Here is a 17,054-nt window from a genome sequence, read left to right on the forward strand (position 1 = left end):
GAAACACGAGATTGGGTGGGGGTCAACGATGAATTCCGCTAAGCTGTTCGGCTGTGACGAACACTGCTGCTGAGGAATCGCGATATTGGGTCCGCAGCGTCGCCCGCGCCGCCGAGGTGCTGGAGGTCCTGTCCCGCGTGGGGCCGGGTGGCGGCATGAGCGTGACCGAGGTCGCCGCGGCCTGCGGGCTGAGCAAGAGCGCCGCCTTCGCCACCCTCTACACGCTGCGCGGCTACAGCCTGGTCGCCGACGACGGCGAGGGCATGAACCGCCGCTACCGGCTGGGCATGGCGCTGTCCAGGCTGGGCGCCAGGGCCCAGGAGCAGCTCTCGCTGCGCGACGTGGCCCGCCCCGCGCTGGTCGCGCTCACCGAACGCACCGGGATGAACTCCAGGCTCGCGGTGCCCGAGGCCGGCCAGGCCGTCGTCGTCGACCAGGTGAGCAACGGCGAGCGCATCCAGGTCGACCTGCGGATGGGCACCAGGGAGCTGCCCCACTGCACCGGGCTGGGCAAGGCGCTGCTGGCCGAGATGGACGACGAGGAGGTCGCCAGGGTCGTCGGCCACGTCGGCCTGCCGCGCCGCACCGGCAACACGATCACCGAGCTGCCGGTGCTGCTGGCCCACCTGAAGACGGTCAGGGAGCTCGGCTACGCGGTCGACGACGAGGAGGACGCCGACGGCATCTTCTGCATCGGCAGCGCGCTGCGCGACCACACCGGCGCCTGCGTCGGCGCGATCAGCATCACCTCGCTCAAGCGCGACCTGCCCGCCTGGCGCTACCAGGAGCTCGGCCGGGAGGTGAGAGAGACGGCGGCGATGATCTCCCAGCATCTCGGGCATGCCACGTGACGGCTTGACAGATGCCTCATCCACTGTCTAGCGTCCTCGCCAATCGTTTCGGGCGAAGATCCGACTCCGAGCGCCGCGGCCCCCGGCGCCGGACGTCTGGGCCGCAGCACCGCCGCCTGCCCGCCTTCGCACGTCGCCCGGCCTTCCCATCACCCCGCTCCCGAAGGCCTCCCCCCATGAACCATGTAGCCGACGTCGCGCGCCTTCTCGCGCTCGACGCCTCCCGACTCGCCGACGGCACGCTGCTGCGTGTCGCGGGCTATCACCGCGCCGGTGACGGCGGTGGCAAGCTCGTCCGCTGGGACGCCGCCGCCACCACGCCCGCCAACGGCGGCACCGTGCTCGGCTCCGCGCCCCAGGGCCGCTGGATCCAGCTGCACGACGGCTGCCTCGACTTCCGCGCCTTCGGCGTCTTCGACGACAAGACGCCCGCCGACGCCGCGCTGGAGGCCATGGTCGGCGACCCGGCCGTCTCCAGGATCGAGGCCCGCACCGACCTCAACTTCGTCAAGCGCCACACCTTCCGGCGCTCGGACCTGGTGCTCGACTTCGGCGGCCACACCATGACCACCGCCGGCATCGAGAAGAACTCCCACGACAACCCCTTCGGCGCGGTCCTGTTCTTCCAGGGCGAGCGGACCGGGACCACCGTCACCGGCACGCTCACGGCCACGCTCCCCGACCTGGCCGACGTCTTCGAGGTCGACTCCCGGCGGTTCCAGGTCGGCCAGTGGTGGGCCGTGGAGGTCGACGCGCTGGCCGGCACGTACGAACGCGAGCTCCAGCGCCTGGTCCAGATCACCCAGGTCGTCGACGGCCGGCACGTCCGGGTCAACTACAAGAACGGCTGGGAGCTGGCCGCCGGCCGTACGCTGACCTGGACGCTGGTCCGGCCGGTCGAGCGCGTGCACGTGCGCGGCCTGCGCTTCGAGGCGGCGCCGGGCGGCGACGAGTACACCGGCTCGCACCCGATCGCCTACGAGTACGCCGTCCACTGCGACGTCGAGGACGTGCACGCCACCGGCAGCTTCTGGCCGGTGATCATGCGACGCTGGTGCACCCACTTCCGCACCGAGCGCTGCAGCCTGAAGAACCCCCCGACCGTCATGTACGGCGGAGCCGGCTACCTGACCCAGCAGATCTACTGCCTGTACGGCCACGTCGCCGACTGCACCACCTCCAACGTCCGCCATCTCAACGACTTCACCGCCAGCGCCTACTGCACGGTCGAGAACTGCCACGGCGACGGCGACGACGAGGGCGGCAACCCCTTCACCACCCACGGCCAGTACGAGCACGACCTGGTCTTCACCGGTAACTCCGGCCTCATGGACATCGCCAACAGCGGCGCGCTCTGGGGCACCAGCGCCAAGCGCATCACCGTGCGCAAGCACCTGTGCTCGTGGTTCGTCGCCGGCACGAAGATCACCGACCTGACGCTGGAGGACGTCCGGGTGATCCCGCGCTCGACGTTCGACCCGGCGGGAACGCTCCAGGTGAACGCCGACGGCCTGCACATGCGCGGCTGCTCGGCCAAGACCGTCGCGATCGGCCAGCGGTCCAACCGCTCCGGCCGGCCCAACGTCATCGAGGGCTGCTCCTTCGACCTGCCGAAGGACCAGGTGCTGGTGCAGACGCCGGTGAGCAACGCGCTGCACTTCAAGGACTGCGCCGTCACCGGGCTCGACGGCGCCACCCTGCGCGGCTCCGGCCCGCTGCGCTTCACCGGCTGCGTCCTGAGCGGATCGGGCAAGGTCTCGGTGGGCTCGGCCGACGTCGTGATCAGCGGCGGCCGGCTCGACGGCGTGCGCGTCGAGCTGAGCGCCGTGCGCGACCAGCGGCTGCGCCTGGAGGGCGTCACGCTGGAGCACGCCGCGCTCGGCCGGGCCGCCGGTCCGGGCGTCCTGACCTGGGAACTGGCCGCCTGCACGGCCACCGACACCCGCGTCGAGCCGGCCACCGGCGACAACCGCTGGCGCGCCAGCGGCTCCCGGTTCACCGGCGGCCGGCTCGACCTGACCGCCGCCACCGTCCTGGTGCACACCGGCTGCACCGAGGAGGGCGTCGAGCGCGCCTTCCCGCCCGCCGGCCCCCGCGTCCTCATCGCCGACACCCTCGCACTGTAAGGAACCACCCCCATGGAACGTCGTGACATCCTGCGCGTCACCGGTTTAGCGGCTGTCGGCACCGTCCTGATGGCCAGGCCCGCGCTCGCCGAGCCGGACAAGAAGCCCAAGGACGAGGTGCAGGCGGTCGCCACCGTGGCCGAGCTGCTCGCCTTCGAGGCCGCGAAACTGGCGGACGGCACGCTGGCGCAGGTCGCGGGCTATCTCAAGCCGGGCGACGGCGGCGGCAAGCTCGTCCGCTGGGACGCCGCCGCCACCACGCCCGCCAACGGCGGCACCGTGCTCGGCTCCGCGCCCCAGGGCCGCTGGATCCAGCTGCACGACGGCTGCCTCGACTTCCGCGCCTTCGGCGTCTTCGACGACAAGACCCCCGCCGACGCCGCGCTGGAGGCCATGGTCGGCGACCCGGCCGTCTCCAGGATCGAGGCCCACACCGACCTCAACTTCGTCAAGCGCCACAAGTTCCAGCGCTCGGACCTGGTGCTCGACTTCGGCGGCCACACGATGCGCACCGTCGGCATCGAGAAGGCGGGCCAGGACGACCCGTTCGCGGCGGTGCTGTTCTTCCGCGGCAAGGTCACCGCCACCACGGTCAGCCACAAGCTGAGCGCCCCGGTGCCCGACCTGTCGGACGTCTTCGAGGTCGCCGACTCCGCCGCCTTCAAGGTCGGGCAGTGGTGGAGCGCCGAGGTCAACGCGCTGTCCGGCCGCTGGGAGCGCGAGCTGCAGAAGCTGGTCGAGATCACCCAGATCGTCGACGGCACGCACATCCGGGTCAACTACAAGAACGGCTGGGAGCTGGCCGCCGGCCGCACGATCACCTGGACCCTGGTCGAGCCGGTCGAGCGCGTGCACGTGCGCAACCTGCGCTTCGAGGGCGTCGCGGACGGCGACCAGTACACCGGCTCGCACCCGCTGGCCTACGAGTACGCCGTCCACTGCGACGTCGAGGGCATCCACGGCACGGGCACGTTCTGGCCGCTGATCATGCGGCGCTGGGCCACCCACTTCCGCACCGAGCGCTGCACGCTGAAGAACCCCGCCAGCGTGACGTGGGGCGGGGCGGGCTACCTGACCCAGCAGATCTACTGTTTGTACGGCCACGTCCGCGACTGCCACACGGCCAACGCCCGCCACCTGAACGACTTCACCGCCAGCGCCTACTGCTACGTGGAGAACTGCCACGGCGACGGCGACGACCAGGGCCCGTTCGTCACCCACGGCCAGTACGAGCACGACCTGACCTACACCGGCAACTCCGGCCTGATGACCTTCGCCAACTCCGGCGCGGCCTGGGGCTCGGCGGCCAAGCGGATCACGGTGCGCAAGCACGTCTGCTCGTGGTTCGTGGCCCGGGTGAAGGTCACCGACCTGACGCTGGAGGACCTCCAGGTCATCGGCAAGCCGTCGCTGGAGGGCTCGGGCATGATCTGGGTCAACGCCGACGGCCTGCAGATGCGCGGCTGCTCGGCCAGCCACACGCTGATCGTCTCCCAGCAGTCGAAGGTGTCGCGGCGGCCCAACCTGATCGAGGGCTGCGTCTTCAACGTCCCGGCCAAGAGCGAGATCGTCCAGGCGAACGTGACCGCGCCGCTGCACGTCAGCCGCACCACGTTCCACGGCCTGAACGGCAACGCCTTCAACGGCGCCGACCTGCGCCTGTCCGGCTCGACGCTGAACGGCGCCGAGGGCGCGGCCCCGCTGGTCCTGGCCGGTTCGGTGGCGCTGACCGGCTGCACGGTGAAGAACGTGGGCCTGGCCGCCGCCGGCAAGGCCGACCAGCGCATCCGCCTCGACGGCGGCACGGAGCTGGCCGAGGCCGGGCTGTCGCGGGTGGAGGCCGCCGGGCTGGTCTCCTGGCAGCTGGCCGGGGTCCGCAGCCAGAACGCCGGAGCCCACGTGCAGCTCGACTCCGGCCGGAACCGCTACGCGGCGACCGGCTGCCAGTTCGGCGGCGGCCGCCTGTCGATCAAGGCCTTCGAGGTGGTCCAGCACACGGGCAACGTCGAGGAGGGCGTCGCCAGGGAGCTGCCGGCCGACGGCCCGAAGGTCCTCACATCAGGAAATCTGGTGATTTAGGTGCGAAAAATAACGCTGGCGGTCGCGGGAGCGGGCAACCGGGGGCAGACCTACGCCTCCTGGATCGCCGCGCACCCCGATCGCGCGGAGCTGGTCGCCGTGGCCGACCCCGACCCCGCCCGCCGGGCCAAGCTGGCCGGCCCAGGCGTGCGCGAGTTCGGCGACTGGCGCGACCTGCTGCGCGAGCGGGTGGCCGACGCCGTCGTCCTGGCCACCCAGGACCGCCTGCACGTCGAGCCCGCCATCGCCCTGGCGCGGGCGGGCTACGCGCTGCTCGTCGAGAAGCCCATGGCGCCGACCGAGGAGGAGTGCCGCGAGATCGTCTCGGCCGTCGGCGAGACCGGCGTGCTACTCGCCGTCTGCCACGTGCTGCGCTACACGCCCTACACCGCGCTGGTGAAGGAGACCGTGGACAGCGGCGTGCTCGGCGAGGTCATGAGCGTCGAGCACCTGGAGCCGGTCGGCTGGTGGCACCAGGCGCACTCCTACGTGCGCGGCCCCTGGCGCAGCGAGCGCCTGGCCAGCCCGATGCTGCTGGCCAAGTCCTCCCACGACCTCGACTGGCTGACCTACGTCACCGGGCTCAGGATCGAGCAGGTCGCCAGCTTCGGCTCGCTCGGCCACTTCAGGCCCGAGCGGCGCCCGGAGCAGGCCGCCGACCGCTGCCTCGACTGCGTCCTGGAGCCCCGGTGCCCGTACTCGGCTCCCCGCCTGTACCTGGACCGCGGCTACGACTGGCCGACCAGCGTCCTCGGCGAGAACGAGGAGCAGGTCATGGACGCCCTGCGCACCGGCCCGTACGGCAGGTGCGTCTACGCCTGCGACAACGACGTGGTCGACCACCAGGTGCTCGCCATGCAGCTGACCGGCGGCGCGACCGCGACCTTCACCATGACCGCCTTCACCGAGCAGACCCACCGCCAGACCAGGATCTTCGGCACCCACGGGCGGCTGATCGGCGACGGCGAGTCGGTCGAGGTCCTCGACTTCCGCGACGGCCGCAGCAGCCGCCGCGGCGTCGCCGAGACCGGCTCGAACGCCGGCGACGGCCACGGCGGCGGCGACGACGGCGTGATGGACGCCTTCGTCACCGCGCTGGCCACCGGCGACCCCGCACACGTGCGCTCGGGCCCCACCGAGTCGCTCCACAGCCACCTCGCGGTCTTCGCCGCCGAGAAGGCCCGGCACAGCGGCACGGTCGTCACCGTGCCCGCATTCTAGGAAGGAACCATCATGCGACTGCGCGCGCTGGCCGCCGCTGCGGCCGCCCTCGGCACGCTGACCGCCTGCGGCGGCGGCTCCGGAGGCGACGAGAAGCAGACCGTGACCATGTGGATCTACCCGAACATCGCCGACCAGCCCAAGCACCAGGCGTTCTGGGACGAGCAGACCAAGGCGTTCGAGGCGGCCAACCCGAACATCGACGTCAAGGTCGAGATCTACCCGTGGGCCAAGCGCGACGAGGCGCTGTCCACGGCGATCGCCGGCAACAAGGCACCCGACGTGGTCTACCTCATCCCCGACCAGCTCCCCAAGTACGCCAGGACGCTGGAGCCGGTGGACGCCTACCTCGCCGACAAGGCCGACTACCGCGACAACGCCCTGAAGTCGGTCACCATCGACGGCAAGGTCATGGGCGCGCCGATCCTCATGTCGGCCAACCCGCTGGTCTGCAACCAGAAGGCGTTCGACGCCGCCGGCGTCACCGAGTTCCCCAAGACCTGGGACGACGTGCTCGCCCTTGCCCCGAAGTTCAAGGCCAAGGACGTCGACGTCACCAACTACTGGGCCGACCCCGCCGCCACCCTCAACCAGTCGTTCTACCCGCTGCTGTGGCAGGCGGGCGGCGACGTGTTCAGCCCCGACGGCAAGTCGGCGGCCTTCGGCGGCGCCGAGGGCGTCAAGGCGCTGACCTTCCTGAAGAAGCTGGCCGACGGCGGCTACGTGGAGAAGGACCTGCTGACCGGTCTGCCCAAGTTCGAGCAGACCAGGACCGCGCAGAACAAGGTGGCCTGCACCTGGCAGCAGCTGCCCGCCGACGTCGAGTCGTTCTGGGGCAAGGAGAACATCAAGGTCCTGCCGCCGCTGACCGACGCCAAGCAGGTCGCCTACGGCACGGTCGGCTCGCTGGCCCTGCTCAAGGCGTCCGACCACAAGGAGGCGGCGGGCAAGTGGATCGGCTTCGCCACCGGCGCCGCCCCGAGCAAGGCCTACGACCTGGCCTCGGGCTACTTCTCCCCGCGCAAGTCCACCGGCTCGCTGTACGCGGCCGACCCGGTGCAGGCCGAGGTGGAGAAGGCGCTCGACCTGACCACGGCCGGGCCGCTGCACGAGAAGGCGCGTGACGTGATGGGCGTCCTGGCTCCCGAGATCCAGGCCGCGCTGATCGGCAAGAAGACGCCCGAGCAGGCGCTCGCCGACGCGGCCAAGGCCGCGGACGCGCTGCTGGGTGGCTGATGGCGGCGATCGACGTCAGGCGGTGGGAGGCGCGGACCGGACTGCTGTTCGTCCTGCCGTGCCTCCTGCTCTTCCTGCTGTTCCGGTTCGGCCCGTCCGTCGCCGGGGTGCTGCTGGGGTTCTTCGACTCCTCCATCGGCGCCAGCCCGGAGTGGACCGGCGTGGACAACTACCGGCGGATGGCCGCCGACCCCGTCTTCTGGGAGTCGCTGCGCATCACGCTGATCTACACGATCCTGTACGTGCCGGCGTCGATGGCCGCCTCGGTGGGCATGGCGCTGCTGGTGCGCCGCGCCTTCCGCGGGGCGGCCTTCTTCCGCTCGGTCTTCTTCCTGCCCGTCGTCACCAGCCTGGTCCTGGCCGGGACGGTCTTCACCTGGCTGTTCTCCTCCGAGGGGCCGATCACCAAGCTCACCGGGCAGTCCTGGCTGGCCTCGACCACGCTGGTCATCCCGGCCCTGGTGATCGTCTCGGTCTGGTCCAGGTTCGGGTACGGCATGCTGATCGTGCTGGCCCGGCTGCAGGACCTGCCGCGGGAGCTGGAGGAGGCGGCGCTCACCGACGGCGCCTCCACCTGGCAGCGGTTCCGCTACATCGTGGCCCCGCAGCTGCGCCCCGCGCTGTTCTTCGTCGCCGTGATCGAGACGACGAACTCCTTCCAGGTGTTCGACCTGGTCTACGTGATGACCGGCGGCGGCCCGGCGCACGGCAGCTTCACGCTGGTCATGGCCCTGTACGAGCAGGCGTTCAAGAACTTCGACTTCGGCTACGCCAGCGCCATCGGCGTCGCGCTGTTCGTCATGACCCTCGTGGTCGCGCTGGTCCAGCGTCTGATCATCGGGAGGTCGAAGTGACGACATACCGCTCGTACAAGGCGCTGGAGCCGACCAGGGCAGGGAAGGTGGCCAGGTTCGTCCTGCTGGCCGTCGCCACGCCGGTCACGCTGTTCCCGTTCTACGCGATGGTCGTGCTGTCGCTGAAGCCGGGCACGGCCGTGACGTTCCCGGAGAGCATGCTGCCCTGGCCGGTCGACTTCAGCGCCTACGGCGAGGTGCTGGGCGGCCGCGACCTGGTCACCTGGACGGTCAACACGCTGATCTACTCCGTGGTCAGCGTGGTGGCCGTGCTGCTGCTGGCTTCGCTGGCCGGATACGCCTTCGCCAAGAAACGGTTCCCCGGCCGCGAGCCCATGTTCTGGTCGTTTCTGGCCATGGTCATGGTGCCCTACCACGTGACGCTCATCCCGACGTTCATGCTCATCGCCGAGCTGGGCGGGGTGGACACGTACTGGGGGCTGATCCTGCCGACGCTCGCCAACGCGCAGGCGGTCTTCCTCATGCGGCAGTTCATCATGGGCCTGCCGGACGAGCTGTTCGAGGCGGCCCGGCTCGACGGCGCCTCCGAATGGCGGATCTTCATCAGGATCGTCCTGCCGTTGTGCAAGCCGATCCTGGCCACGCTGGGCGTCTTCGTCTTCCTGTGGCACTGGAACGACCTGCTGTGGCCGCTCATCATCGGCGGCGGCGCCGACATGCGCACCCTGACCGTGGGCATCGCCTCCCTGCAGACGGAGAACGTGCCGCTCAGCGTCGTGCTGGCCGGGGCCACGGTCGCGTTCGTACCGATCTTCGCCGCCTACCTGGTCGGCCAGCGTTATTTCACCGAAGGAGTCACGATGTCGGGGATCAAGGGTTGATGTTCACCTCCGTCGACGATCTGGAAGAGCACCTCACCCGCCCGTCCGAGTCGCTCGTCGCCGACCTCGCCGCCGGCTCCGGCGACCTGGTCGTGCTGGGCGCCGGGGGCAAGATGGGGCCCACGTTGTGCCGCCTGGCCCGGCGCGGCCTGGACGCCGCCGGTCGCGGCGCCGACCGCGTCTTCGCCGTCTCCCGGTGGTCCGACCGGGCGGCGGCCGGCGCCCTCGCCGCGCACGGCGTGGACGTCGTCCCCTTCGACCTGCTCGACGGCGACCTGGGCACGCTGCCCGACGCCGCGGACGTGGTCTTCATGGTCGGGGCGAAGTTCGGCACGTCCGCCGCGCCGTACCTGGCCTGGGTCGTCAACGCGGCCCTGCCCGCCCGCGTCGCCGAGCGGTACGGCGGTGCGCGCGTCGCGGCGCTGTCCACGGGCAACGTCTACCCGCTGGTGCCGCTGTCGTCCGGCGGCAGCGTCGAGGGCGACCCGGTCGGGCCGGTGGGCGAGTACGCGATGAGCTGCCTCGGCCGCGAGCGCGTCTTCGAGCACGCGGCCGCCGCCCGCGGCACGGCGGTGACGATCGTCCGCCTCAACTACGCCGTGGACCTGCGGTACGGCGTGCTGGCCGACATCGGGCAGCGGGTGCTGTCCGGCGCTCCGGTGGACGTGACGACCGGGCACGTCAACGTGGTGTGGCAGGGCTACGCCAACGAGGTCGTGCTGCGCTCGCTGGGCCACGCGACGGCGGGCACGCCGTTCACGCTGAACCTGACCGGCCCCGAGACCGCCTCGGTGCGCCGGGTGGCCGCCGCCTTCGGCGCGCGCCTCGGCACGCCGGTGTCCTTCGAGGGCGCGGAGGCCGCGACGGCGCTGCTCAACGACGCCACGCTCTGCCACCGCCTGTTCGGCTACCCGCACGTGCCGCTGGGCACGCTGGTCGACTGGCAGGCCGACTGGCTGGCCGCGGGGCTGCCGACGTCGGGCAAGCCCACCAAGTTCGCCGTACGAGACGGGAGATTCTGATGCCCACGCCGAATCCCGCGCTGTCGCGCCTGCGGGCGGGGGCCGTCATCCCCGCCCACCCGCTGGCGCTCACCGCGGACCGGACGCTGGACGAGCGCCGCCAGGCCGCGCTCACCCGGTACTACCTGGCGGCGGGAGCCGGCGGCCTGGCCGTGGGCGTGCACACGACCCAGTTCGAGATCCGCGGGGCCGGGCTGCTGGAGCCGGTCCTCCGGCTGGCCGCCGACGTGGCCCGTGAGTCCGCCCGGGAGTCCGCCCGGGAGTCCGCCGGGGAGCCACCGGTGCTGGTGGCCGGGGCGTGCGGGCCGACCGCGCAGGCGGTGGCCGAGGCCGAGCTGGCCGCCTCGCTCGGGTACGACGCCGTGCTGCTCTCGCCGGTCGTGCCCGGCGCCTCCGAGGACGACCTGCTGGCGCGGGCGCGGGCCGTGGGCGAGGTGCTGCCGGTCGTCGGCTTCTACCTCCAGGCGGCGATCGGCGGGCCGGTGTTGTCGCGCGGCTTCTGGCGGGCCCTGGCCGACCAGCCCTCCACGGTCGCGGTGAAGGTGGCGGCGTTCGACCGCTACCGCTCGCTGGACGTGGCGCACGGCGTGGCCGCCTCCGACAGGGCCGACCAGGTCACCCTCTACACGGGCAACGACGACCACATCATCGGCGACCTGCTGGCCGAGCTGCCCGGCGGCCTGCGCTTCGCCGGCGGCCTGCTCGGCCAGTGGGCGGTGTGGACGCGGGCGGCGGTGGAGATGGTCGACGGCCTGCGCGACGACCCGGCGCGGTGGTGGGGCCGGGCCACGGCGCTCACCGACGCCAACTCCGCCGTCTTCGACAGCGCCAACGCCTTCGCCGGCTGCATCGCCGGCGTGCACGAGGTGCTGCGCAGGCAGGGCCTGCTGGCCGGCACCTGGTGCCTCGACCCGGCCGAGGGCCTCTCCCCCGGCCAGGCCGAGGAGCTGACCCGGGTCAGCGCCGCCTACCCGTGGCTGACCGACGACGACTTCGTGGCGGAGCACCGCGATGCCTGGCTCGGCTGACTCCGCCGTGCGCGTCCTGGTCAGCGTCCCGCCGCCGCTGCGCGCGCAGTTCTTCCCCGACCCCGCCGCCCTGCTGGCCCTGGGGGACGTGCGGCTGCTCGACGACCACCGCGCGCTGCCCGAGGCGCTGCCCGGCACCGAGGTGCTGGTGACCTCGTGGGGCGTGCCGCCGCTGACCGCCGAGCTGCTCGACCGGGCGCCGGGGCTGCGGCTGGTCGCGCACACCGGGGCGACGGTCAAGCCGTTCGTCACCGCCGAGCTGTGGGCGCGGGGCGTCCGGGTGACGCAGGCGGGCGCGGCCATGGCCCGGTCGGTGGCCGAGGTGGCGCTGACGTTCACGCTGGCGCTGCTGCACCAGGTGCACCGCTTCGACCACGCCCTGCGCGGCGGCCGGCCGTGGGAGGCGGCCGAGCGGGCGCCGGCCAGGCGGGAGATCCTCGGCTGCCCGATCGGCGTCATCGGCGCCTCCAGGACCGGCCGGGCCTACCTCGGCCTCGTCCGCGCGCTCGGCGCCGAGGTCACCGTCGCCGACCCGTACCACGAGGGCGCCGTGGAGCTGGACGAGCTGCTGTCCACCAGCCGGATCGTGGCCGTGCACGCCCCGGCGCTGCCGGAGACGCGCCACCTGCTCGGGGCGCGGGAGCTGGCGCTGATGCCCGACGGCGCCGGGCTGGTCAACACCGCCAGGTCCTGGCTGGTGGACGAGGCCGCCCTGCTGGCCGAGCTGCGTTCGGGACGGCTGGACGCGGCGATCGACGTCTTCGACGAGGAGCCGCTGCCGGTCGGGCACCCGTTCCGCGCGCTGCCGAACGTGCTGCTCACCCCGCACCAGGCGGCCGGCACCGATTCGGGACGGGCCCGCCAGGGCCGGGTGGTGGTCGAGGAGATCGCCCGGTACGCCGGCGGCGTCCCGCTGGCGCACGAGGTGACGCCGGAGCTGCTGGGGAGGATGGGATGACGTCCCTGCGCACCGCCCGTCCTGGCGACCGGGAGGCGCTCTACGCGCTGTGGGCCGCCTGCTTCGACGCCCCGCACGTGGTGCCCCTGTACGAGACCGACCCCGGCCGGTACGGCCGGACGTTCGTGACCGGCGACGTGTCGGCCTGCGTGTACTACCTGCCGCGCCGGCTCCACGACGGCCTGGGCGGCGAGGTGCGGGCGGGCGGCGTGGCCAACGTCGCCGCGCATCCGTCGGTCCGCGGGCGCGGGCACGTCCGGCGGCTGCTGGCGCTGGCGGCCGAGGCGATGGCGGCCGACGGCTGCGCCTGGTCGTTGCTGTTCACCGGCACGCCGGGGGTCTACAAGGAGTGGACCGGCTTCGAGCTGCGGACCGTGTCCGGCCCGTTGCGCCGTACCGGCCCGGCCGGGCGGGGGCTGCGCAGGATCCCCGCCGGCGAGGCGGCGGTGCTGCGGGAGGTGTACGAGCGGCACAACGCGCGGCGTCCGCTGACCGCCGTGCGCGACGAGGCGCACTGGCGGGACCGGCTGCCGATCTGGTACGGCGACCCGGTCGAGCTGCTGGCCGGGGACGCCGGGTACGCCGCCGTGCGCTGGGACGGCGGCGTCCTCGACGTGCTGGAGGTGGCCGGGGACCTGCCCGGGGTGCTCTCCGCGCTGGCCGCCGAGGCGGCGGCCCGGGGCGTCCGTACCGGCAGGGCCAGGCTGACCTGGGACGAGCCGGCGCTGCCGCACCTGTTCGCGGGCGTCGTCCGGGAGCGGGACCGCACGGGGATGGCCCGCGCGATCCTGGGCGACCCGGGCCCCGTGGTGGGCGCGGAAAACGCCGCCCACTGGCCGGCGGACTACTTCTGACGGCTGCGTCTCCCCGGACAGACATCGGATGAATCTCCGCGCAGCCCTTGCCGAGAGAACAAAGATCGGGCTACCTTTCCTCCAATCTCTCCCCCCGCTTTGGAGTGGACATGGCCCGCTTACGTCGACTTCTCGCCGTCTCCATGCTCAGTATCATCGGATGTCTTCCCGCTCCCGCCCAGGCCGCCACGGACGGCCCCTACGAGCCGACCGTCGAATCCCTGAACAGTCACCCGACCCCTAAGTGGTTCAACAACGACAAGTTCGGCATCTTCCTCCATTGGGGGGCGTACTCCGTCCCGGCCTGGGGCCCGCGCGGCAGTTACGCCGAGTGGTACTGGTACTACATGAACTCCCCCGGGAACGCGACCAACAGCTACCACCGGGACACCTACGGGCCGGACTTCAACTACGACCGCTTCGCCGAGCAGTGGAAGGCCGAGAAGTTCGACGCCGCCGACTGGGTCAAGCTCTTCAACGACGCCGGGGCCAAGTACTTCGTCCTCACCTCCAAGCACCACGAGGGCGTCGCCCTGTGGGACAGCAAGGTGAGCGAACGCGACACCATGGCGATGGGCCCGAAGCGTGACCTGGCCAAGGAGCTGTTCACCGCGGCCCGCGCCGACGGGAAGCTGCGCGCGGGCTTCTACTACTCGCTCATGGAGTGGTACAACCCGCTGTTCACCGGTCACCCGGCGACCAACCCGTACACCGGGCAGCCGGTGCCCTACACCGGGGCCCCGCAGAGCGGCGACTACGTCAAGGACTACATGCTCCCGCAGATGCGCGAGCTGATCGACGGCTACGACCCCGACATCCTGTGGTGCGACGGCCAGTGGGACCGCTCGGCCGCCCAGTGGCAGACCGCGGGGGTGATCGCCGACTACTACAACAAGGCGGCCCAGAAGGGCAAGGAAGTCGCGGTCGCCAACCGGTGCAAGATCGAGAGCGGCGCGCTGGAGAGCCACGAGCTGGACTTCCAGACGCCCGAGTACTCCGTCAAGCCGGACATCGACCCCGTCAAGTGGGAGGCCAGCCGCGGCATCGCGCACTCCTACGGCTACAACCAGAACGAGCCCATCGAGGACTACCTGACCTCCGACCAGCTCGTGGACTCCTTCGTGGACATCGTCAGCAAGAACGGCAACCTGCTGCTCGACGTGGGCCCGAAGGCCGACGGCACCATCCCCGACGTGCAGCGGGAACGGCTGCTGGACATGGGCTCCTGGCTGAAGGTCAACGGCGAGGCCATGTACGGCACCACGTACTGGACGCGCGCCGAGGAGAAGGGCGGCCCGGACGACGTCCGGTACACCGTCAAGGACGGCGTCCTCTACGCGACCGCGCTGAAGTGGCCGGGCGAGCAGCTGACGCTGGGCGCGGACGTGCCGGCGGGCCCCGGGACGCGGATCACGCTGCTCGGCTCCGACGCCGGCCCGCTGCCGTGGCAGCGCGACGAGCAGGGCCGGGTGGTCGTCACCACGCCCGCCGAGACCGGGCAGTACGCCTACTCGTTCAAGATCGAGACGCCCGGCGTGACGGCCCTGCCGCGCTTCGGCACCGACCTGCCCAAGCACGTGCAGGCCGGTGAGAGCGTCACCGGCAAGGTGACCGTCACCAACCCCGGCTCCACGCCGCTGCGCGCGGCCTCGCTGACCCTCGCCGCGCCCGACGGCTGGACGGTCACCCCGGCGAGCACCCGCATCGGCCACCTGGCCGCCGGGGCGAGCGCCGAGGTGCCCGTCACGGTGACCGTGCCGCCCGGGGCCGAGCCCGCCGCGCTCGGCATCCAGGCGACGCTCAAGTCCGGACGGCTGCGCGCGGCGCACCGGATCCCCGTCTCGGTGGTGCTGCCGAACCTGGCCCAGGGCAAGCCGGCCACCCAGCAGAGCACCGGCTACGACGCCCCGGCCGCGCGGGCCGTGGACGGCAACACCGACGGCGGCTTCTGGAACGGCTCGGTCACCCACACCCAGGAACCCGCCAAGGAAGCCTGGTGGCAGGTCGACCTGGGCGCCTCGGCCGGCCTGGACAGCGTGGAGATCTGGAACCGCACCGACTGCTGCGCCGAACGGTTGCGGGACTACTGGGTGATGTCCTCCGAGCAGCCGATCACCGCCGACGGCCTGGAGGCGGCCCGCACCACGCCGGGCGTGACCGCCGTGCACGTGCAGGAACAGGCCGGCCGGCCCAGCACGGTCAAGCTGCCCGCCGGCACCACCGGCCGGCACGTGCGCATCCAGCTCTCCTCCGGCACCGACCCGCTCGCCCTGGCGGAGGTACGGGTGAGAGGCCGCTAGCACGGGCGGCGAACCACCAGGCCCCGCTCCCCGCCCTCCTGACCGAGGGCGGGGAGCACCGTTCTGCCCGAGCCCCGCCTGTCCGTCGGCGGGACGGTCAGGGGCGGCAGGTCTGGTCGGCGGCGGGGAGTGCGCCGGTGGCCAGGTAGGCGTTGACCTTGGCGTCCACGCAGGCGTTGCCGTACTCGCCGTAGATCCCGTGGGCGATGGCGCCGCGCAGGGTGAGCAGGCGGGAGCCGGTCAGCGCCCGGTGCATGGCCCTGCTGCCCTCGTAGGTGGTGGCGGCGTCGCCGGTGGCCGACACGATCAGCGCGGGGGTGGGGTTGGCGACGTGCGTGAGGGGCTCGCGCGGCTCGTCCGGCCAGAAGGCGCACGGCCAGATGTTGTTCTTGACCGGGCCGAAGAGCGGGTGACGCGCCCGGCTGCGCTGGACGTCGTCCCAGTAGACGTCGGGGTCGCCCGGCGCGGCCCGGTCACCGCAGGTGATCGCGGCGGCCGGGCTGGCGAGCGGCGAACCGGCGCCGGTCAGGACGAACGCCAGGAATCCGGCGAGCTCGGCGCCGGGTTCGGCCGGGCGGCCGTGCGCGGCCTCGTTCAGGGTCCGGACGGTGGCGGCGAACTCGGCGCGGGCCTCGGGACGGTCGTTCGCGGAGCCGACGGAGAGCAGGTACGGGACCGCCTGGTCGTCCACCTCGTACGCGCCGACGCGCAGCGGACGCTCCTCCGCGGCGGCGACGATCGTGTCCACGGTGGCCAGCACGCGGGCGGTGGTCGCGCCGAGCCCGTAGACGCCGTGGCGTCCGGCGGCCCAGGACGCCCAGGCGCGCAGCGCGCGGTCCGCCTCGTCCTCGGTGCCCTGCATGGCCCTGGGGCCCCACTTGCCCGGATCGCCCGCGCTGTCCAGGACCACCCGGTCGGTGCGGCCGGGGAACATCTGCGTGTAGACCGCGCCCAGGTAGCTGCCGTAGGAGTAGCCGAGGAAGGAGATCCGGCGCTCCCCCAGGGCACGGCGCACGAGGTCGATGTCGCGGGCCGTGTCGCGGGTGCTGGCGTACGGGAGCACGTCGGCGTGCCGCTGGGCGCAGCGCTCGGCCAGGTCGCGCTGCACCGCCACCTGGTGGTCGAACCGGGCGCGGGTCGAGCCGGCCGAGCGCAGCCACAGGCCGATGGGCCAGCCGCAGTCGAGCGGCGTGCTGCGCCCGACGAAGCGCGGGTCCAGGCCGATGACGTCGTACCGGGCGGCGACGTCCTTCATGGCCGCGCGCGTCTTCAGGGGCATGCCGAGCGTGCTCTCGCCGGGGCCGCCGCTGTTGAGCACCAGGGTGCCGATGCGATGGGCGCGGTCGGTCGCGGGGATGCGGGACAGCGCGAGCTTGATGGCGCGGCCGCCCGGCCTGGAGTGGTCGAGCGGGACGGCCAACTCCGCGCAGCGCCCGCCCGCCTGGTCGAGCTGCCTGCCGACGGCGTCGTCCGGGCCCAGGGAGCAGCGTTTCCAGTCGAGCGCCGGGGGTTTCCGGCCGGTCGCCGCGGGCGCGCCGGCGTCGGCTCCGGCCGGGGGCGCGACGGCGACGGACAGGGCGATCAGGGCGGTCAGCGCGATGGCCGGGACCAGACGGCCGAGCGGCCGCACACGAGTCGGTTTCATGGCCGGGGACGCTATTCCGGCCGGACGCCCGGCACGAT

At 72.4% G+C, this 17,054-nt stretch carries 13 protein-coding genes; 12 read left to right on the forward strand and 1 reads right to left on the reverse strand.

The genetic code is table 11. The features are described 5' to 3' along the window. The first annotated feature begins 53 nt into the window (after nucleotides 1-53). From ABT158_RS21985 to ABT158_RS22040, 12 genes are all read left to right on the forward strand, one after another. Entirely contained in the window at nucleotides 54-851 is a 798-nt protein-coding gene (locus ABT158_RS21985; RefSeq protein ID WP_352356035.1) for an IclR family transcriptional regulator, read from the forward strand. Nucleotides 852-1,027: 176 nt separating this feature from the next. After that, on the forward strand, nucleotides 1,028-2,977 hold the full coding sequence (locus ABT158_RS21990) for a putative phage tail protein (RefSeq protein WP_352356037.1): 1,950 nt from the start codon (nucleotides 1,028-1,030) through the stop codon (nucleotides 2,975-2,977). Nucleotides 2,978-2,989: 12 nt separating this feature from the next. Beyond that, nucleotides 2,990-5,056, forward strand: coding sequence for a putative phage tail protein (locus ABT158_RS21995; RefSeq protein WP_352356039.1), 2,067 nt, complete (start codon nucleotides 2,990-2,992; stop codon nucleotides 5,054-5,056). After that, entirely contained in the window at nucleotides 5,057-6,277 is a 1,221-nt protein-coding gene (locus tag ABT158_RS22000) for a Gfo/Idh/MocA family protein (RefSeq protein WP_352356041.1), read from the forward strand. A 12-nt stretch (nucleotides 6,278-6,289) separates the two neighbouring features. Beyond that, the gene (locus tag ABT158_RS22005) at nucleotides 6,290-7,513 is read left to right on the forward strand and encodes an ABC transporter substrate-binding protein (RefSeq protein ID WP_352356043.1); all 1,224 of its coding nucleotides are present in this window, start codon (nucleotides 6,290-6,292) and stop codon (nucleotides 7,511-7,513) included. Beyond that, nucleotides 7,513-8,367, forward strand: coding sequence for a carbohydrate ABC transporter permease (locus ABT158_RS22010; RefSeq protein ID WP_352356045.1), 855 nt, complete (start codon nucleotides 7,513-7,515; stop codon nucleotides 8,365-8,367). The genes ABT158_RS22005 and ABT158_RS22010 overlap by 1 nt, the downstream gene beginning before the upstream one ends. Then, complete coding sequence (locus ABT158_RS22015; protein ID WP_352356047.1) at nucleotides 8,364-9,209, forward strand: carbohydrate ABC transporter permease; 846 nt, start codon at nucleotides 8,364-8,366, stop codon at nucleotides 9,207-9,209. Before ABT158_RS22010 ends, ABT158_RS22015 begins: the two co-directional genes overlap by 4 nt. Next, nucleotides 9,209-10,231, forward strand: coding sequence for an NAD-dependent epimerase/dehydratase family protein (locus tag ABT158_RS22020; RefSeq protein WP_352356049.1), 1,023 nt, complete (start codon nucleotides 9,209-9,211; stop codon nucleotides 10,229-10,231). The genes ABT158_RS22015 and ABT158_RS22020 overlap by 1 nt, the downstream gene beginning before the upstream one ends. After that, on the forward strand, nucleotides 10,231-11,259 hold the full coding sequence (locus tag ABT158_RS22025) for a dihydrodipicolinate synthase family protein (RefSeq protein WP_352356051.1): 1,029 nt from the start codon (nucleotides 10,231-10,233) through the stop codon (nucleotides 11,257-11,259). Before ABT158_RS22020 ends, ABT158_RS22025 begins: the two co-directional genes overlap by 1 nt. Continuing rightward, nucleotides 11,243-12,217, forward strand: coding sequence for a hydroxyacid dehydrogenase (locus ABT158_RS22030; RefSeq protein ID WP_352356053.1), 975 nt, complete (start codon nucleotides 11,243-11,245; stop codon nucleotides 12,215-12,217). Before ABT158_RS22025 ends, ABT158_RS22030 begins: the two co-directional genes overlap by 17 nt. Beyond that, nucleotides 12,214-13,071 carry a GNAT family N-acetyltransferase gene (locus tag ABT158_RS22035; protein WP_352356055.1) on the forward strand — a complete coding sequence of 286 codons (858 nt, stop codon included), beginning with the start codon at nucleotides 12,214-12,216 and terminating at the stop codon, nucleotides 13,069-13,071. Before ABT158_RS22030 ends, ABT158_RS22035 begins: the two co-directional genes overlap by 4 nt. 143 nt (nucleotides 13,072-13,214) lie before the next feature. After that, nucleotides 13,215-15,371 (forward strand): alpha-L-fucosidase, encoded by a 2,157-nt coding sequence (locus ABT158_RS22040; RefSeq protein ID WP_352356057.1) that lies wholly within the window; start codon nucleotides 13,215-13,217, stop codon nucleotides 15,369-15,371. Between the two features lie 97 nt (nucleotides 15,372-15,468). Here ABT158_RS22040 and ABT158_RS22045 read toward each other — a convergent pair whose 3' ends face one another. Next, nucleotides 15,469-17,016 carry an alpha/beta hydrolase gene (locus tag ABT158_RS22045; RefSeq protein ID WP_352356059.1) on the reverse strand — a complete coding sequence of 516 codons (1,548 nt, stop codon included), beginning with the start codon at nucleotides 17,014-17,016 and terminating at the stop codon, nucleotides 15,469-15,471. Between the last annotated feature and the right edge of the window lie 38 nt (nucleotides 17,017-17,054).

The organism is Nonomuraea sp. NPDC001636 (assembly GCF_040298265.1).
Lineage (GTDB): Bacteria > Actinomycetota > Actinomycetes > Streptosporangiales > Streptosporangiaceae > Nonomuraea.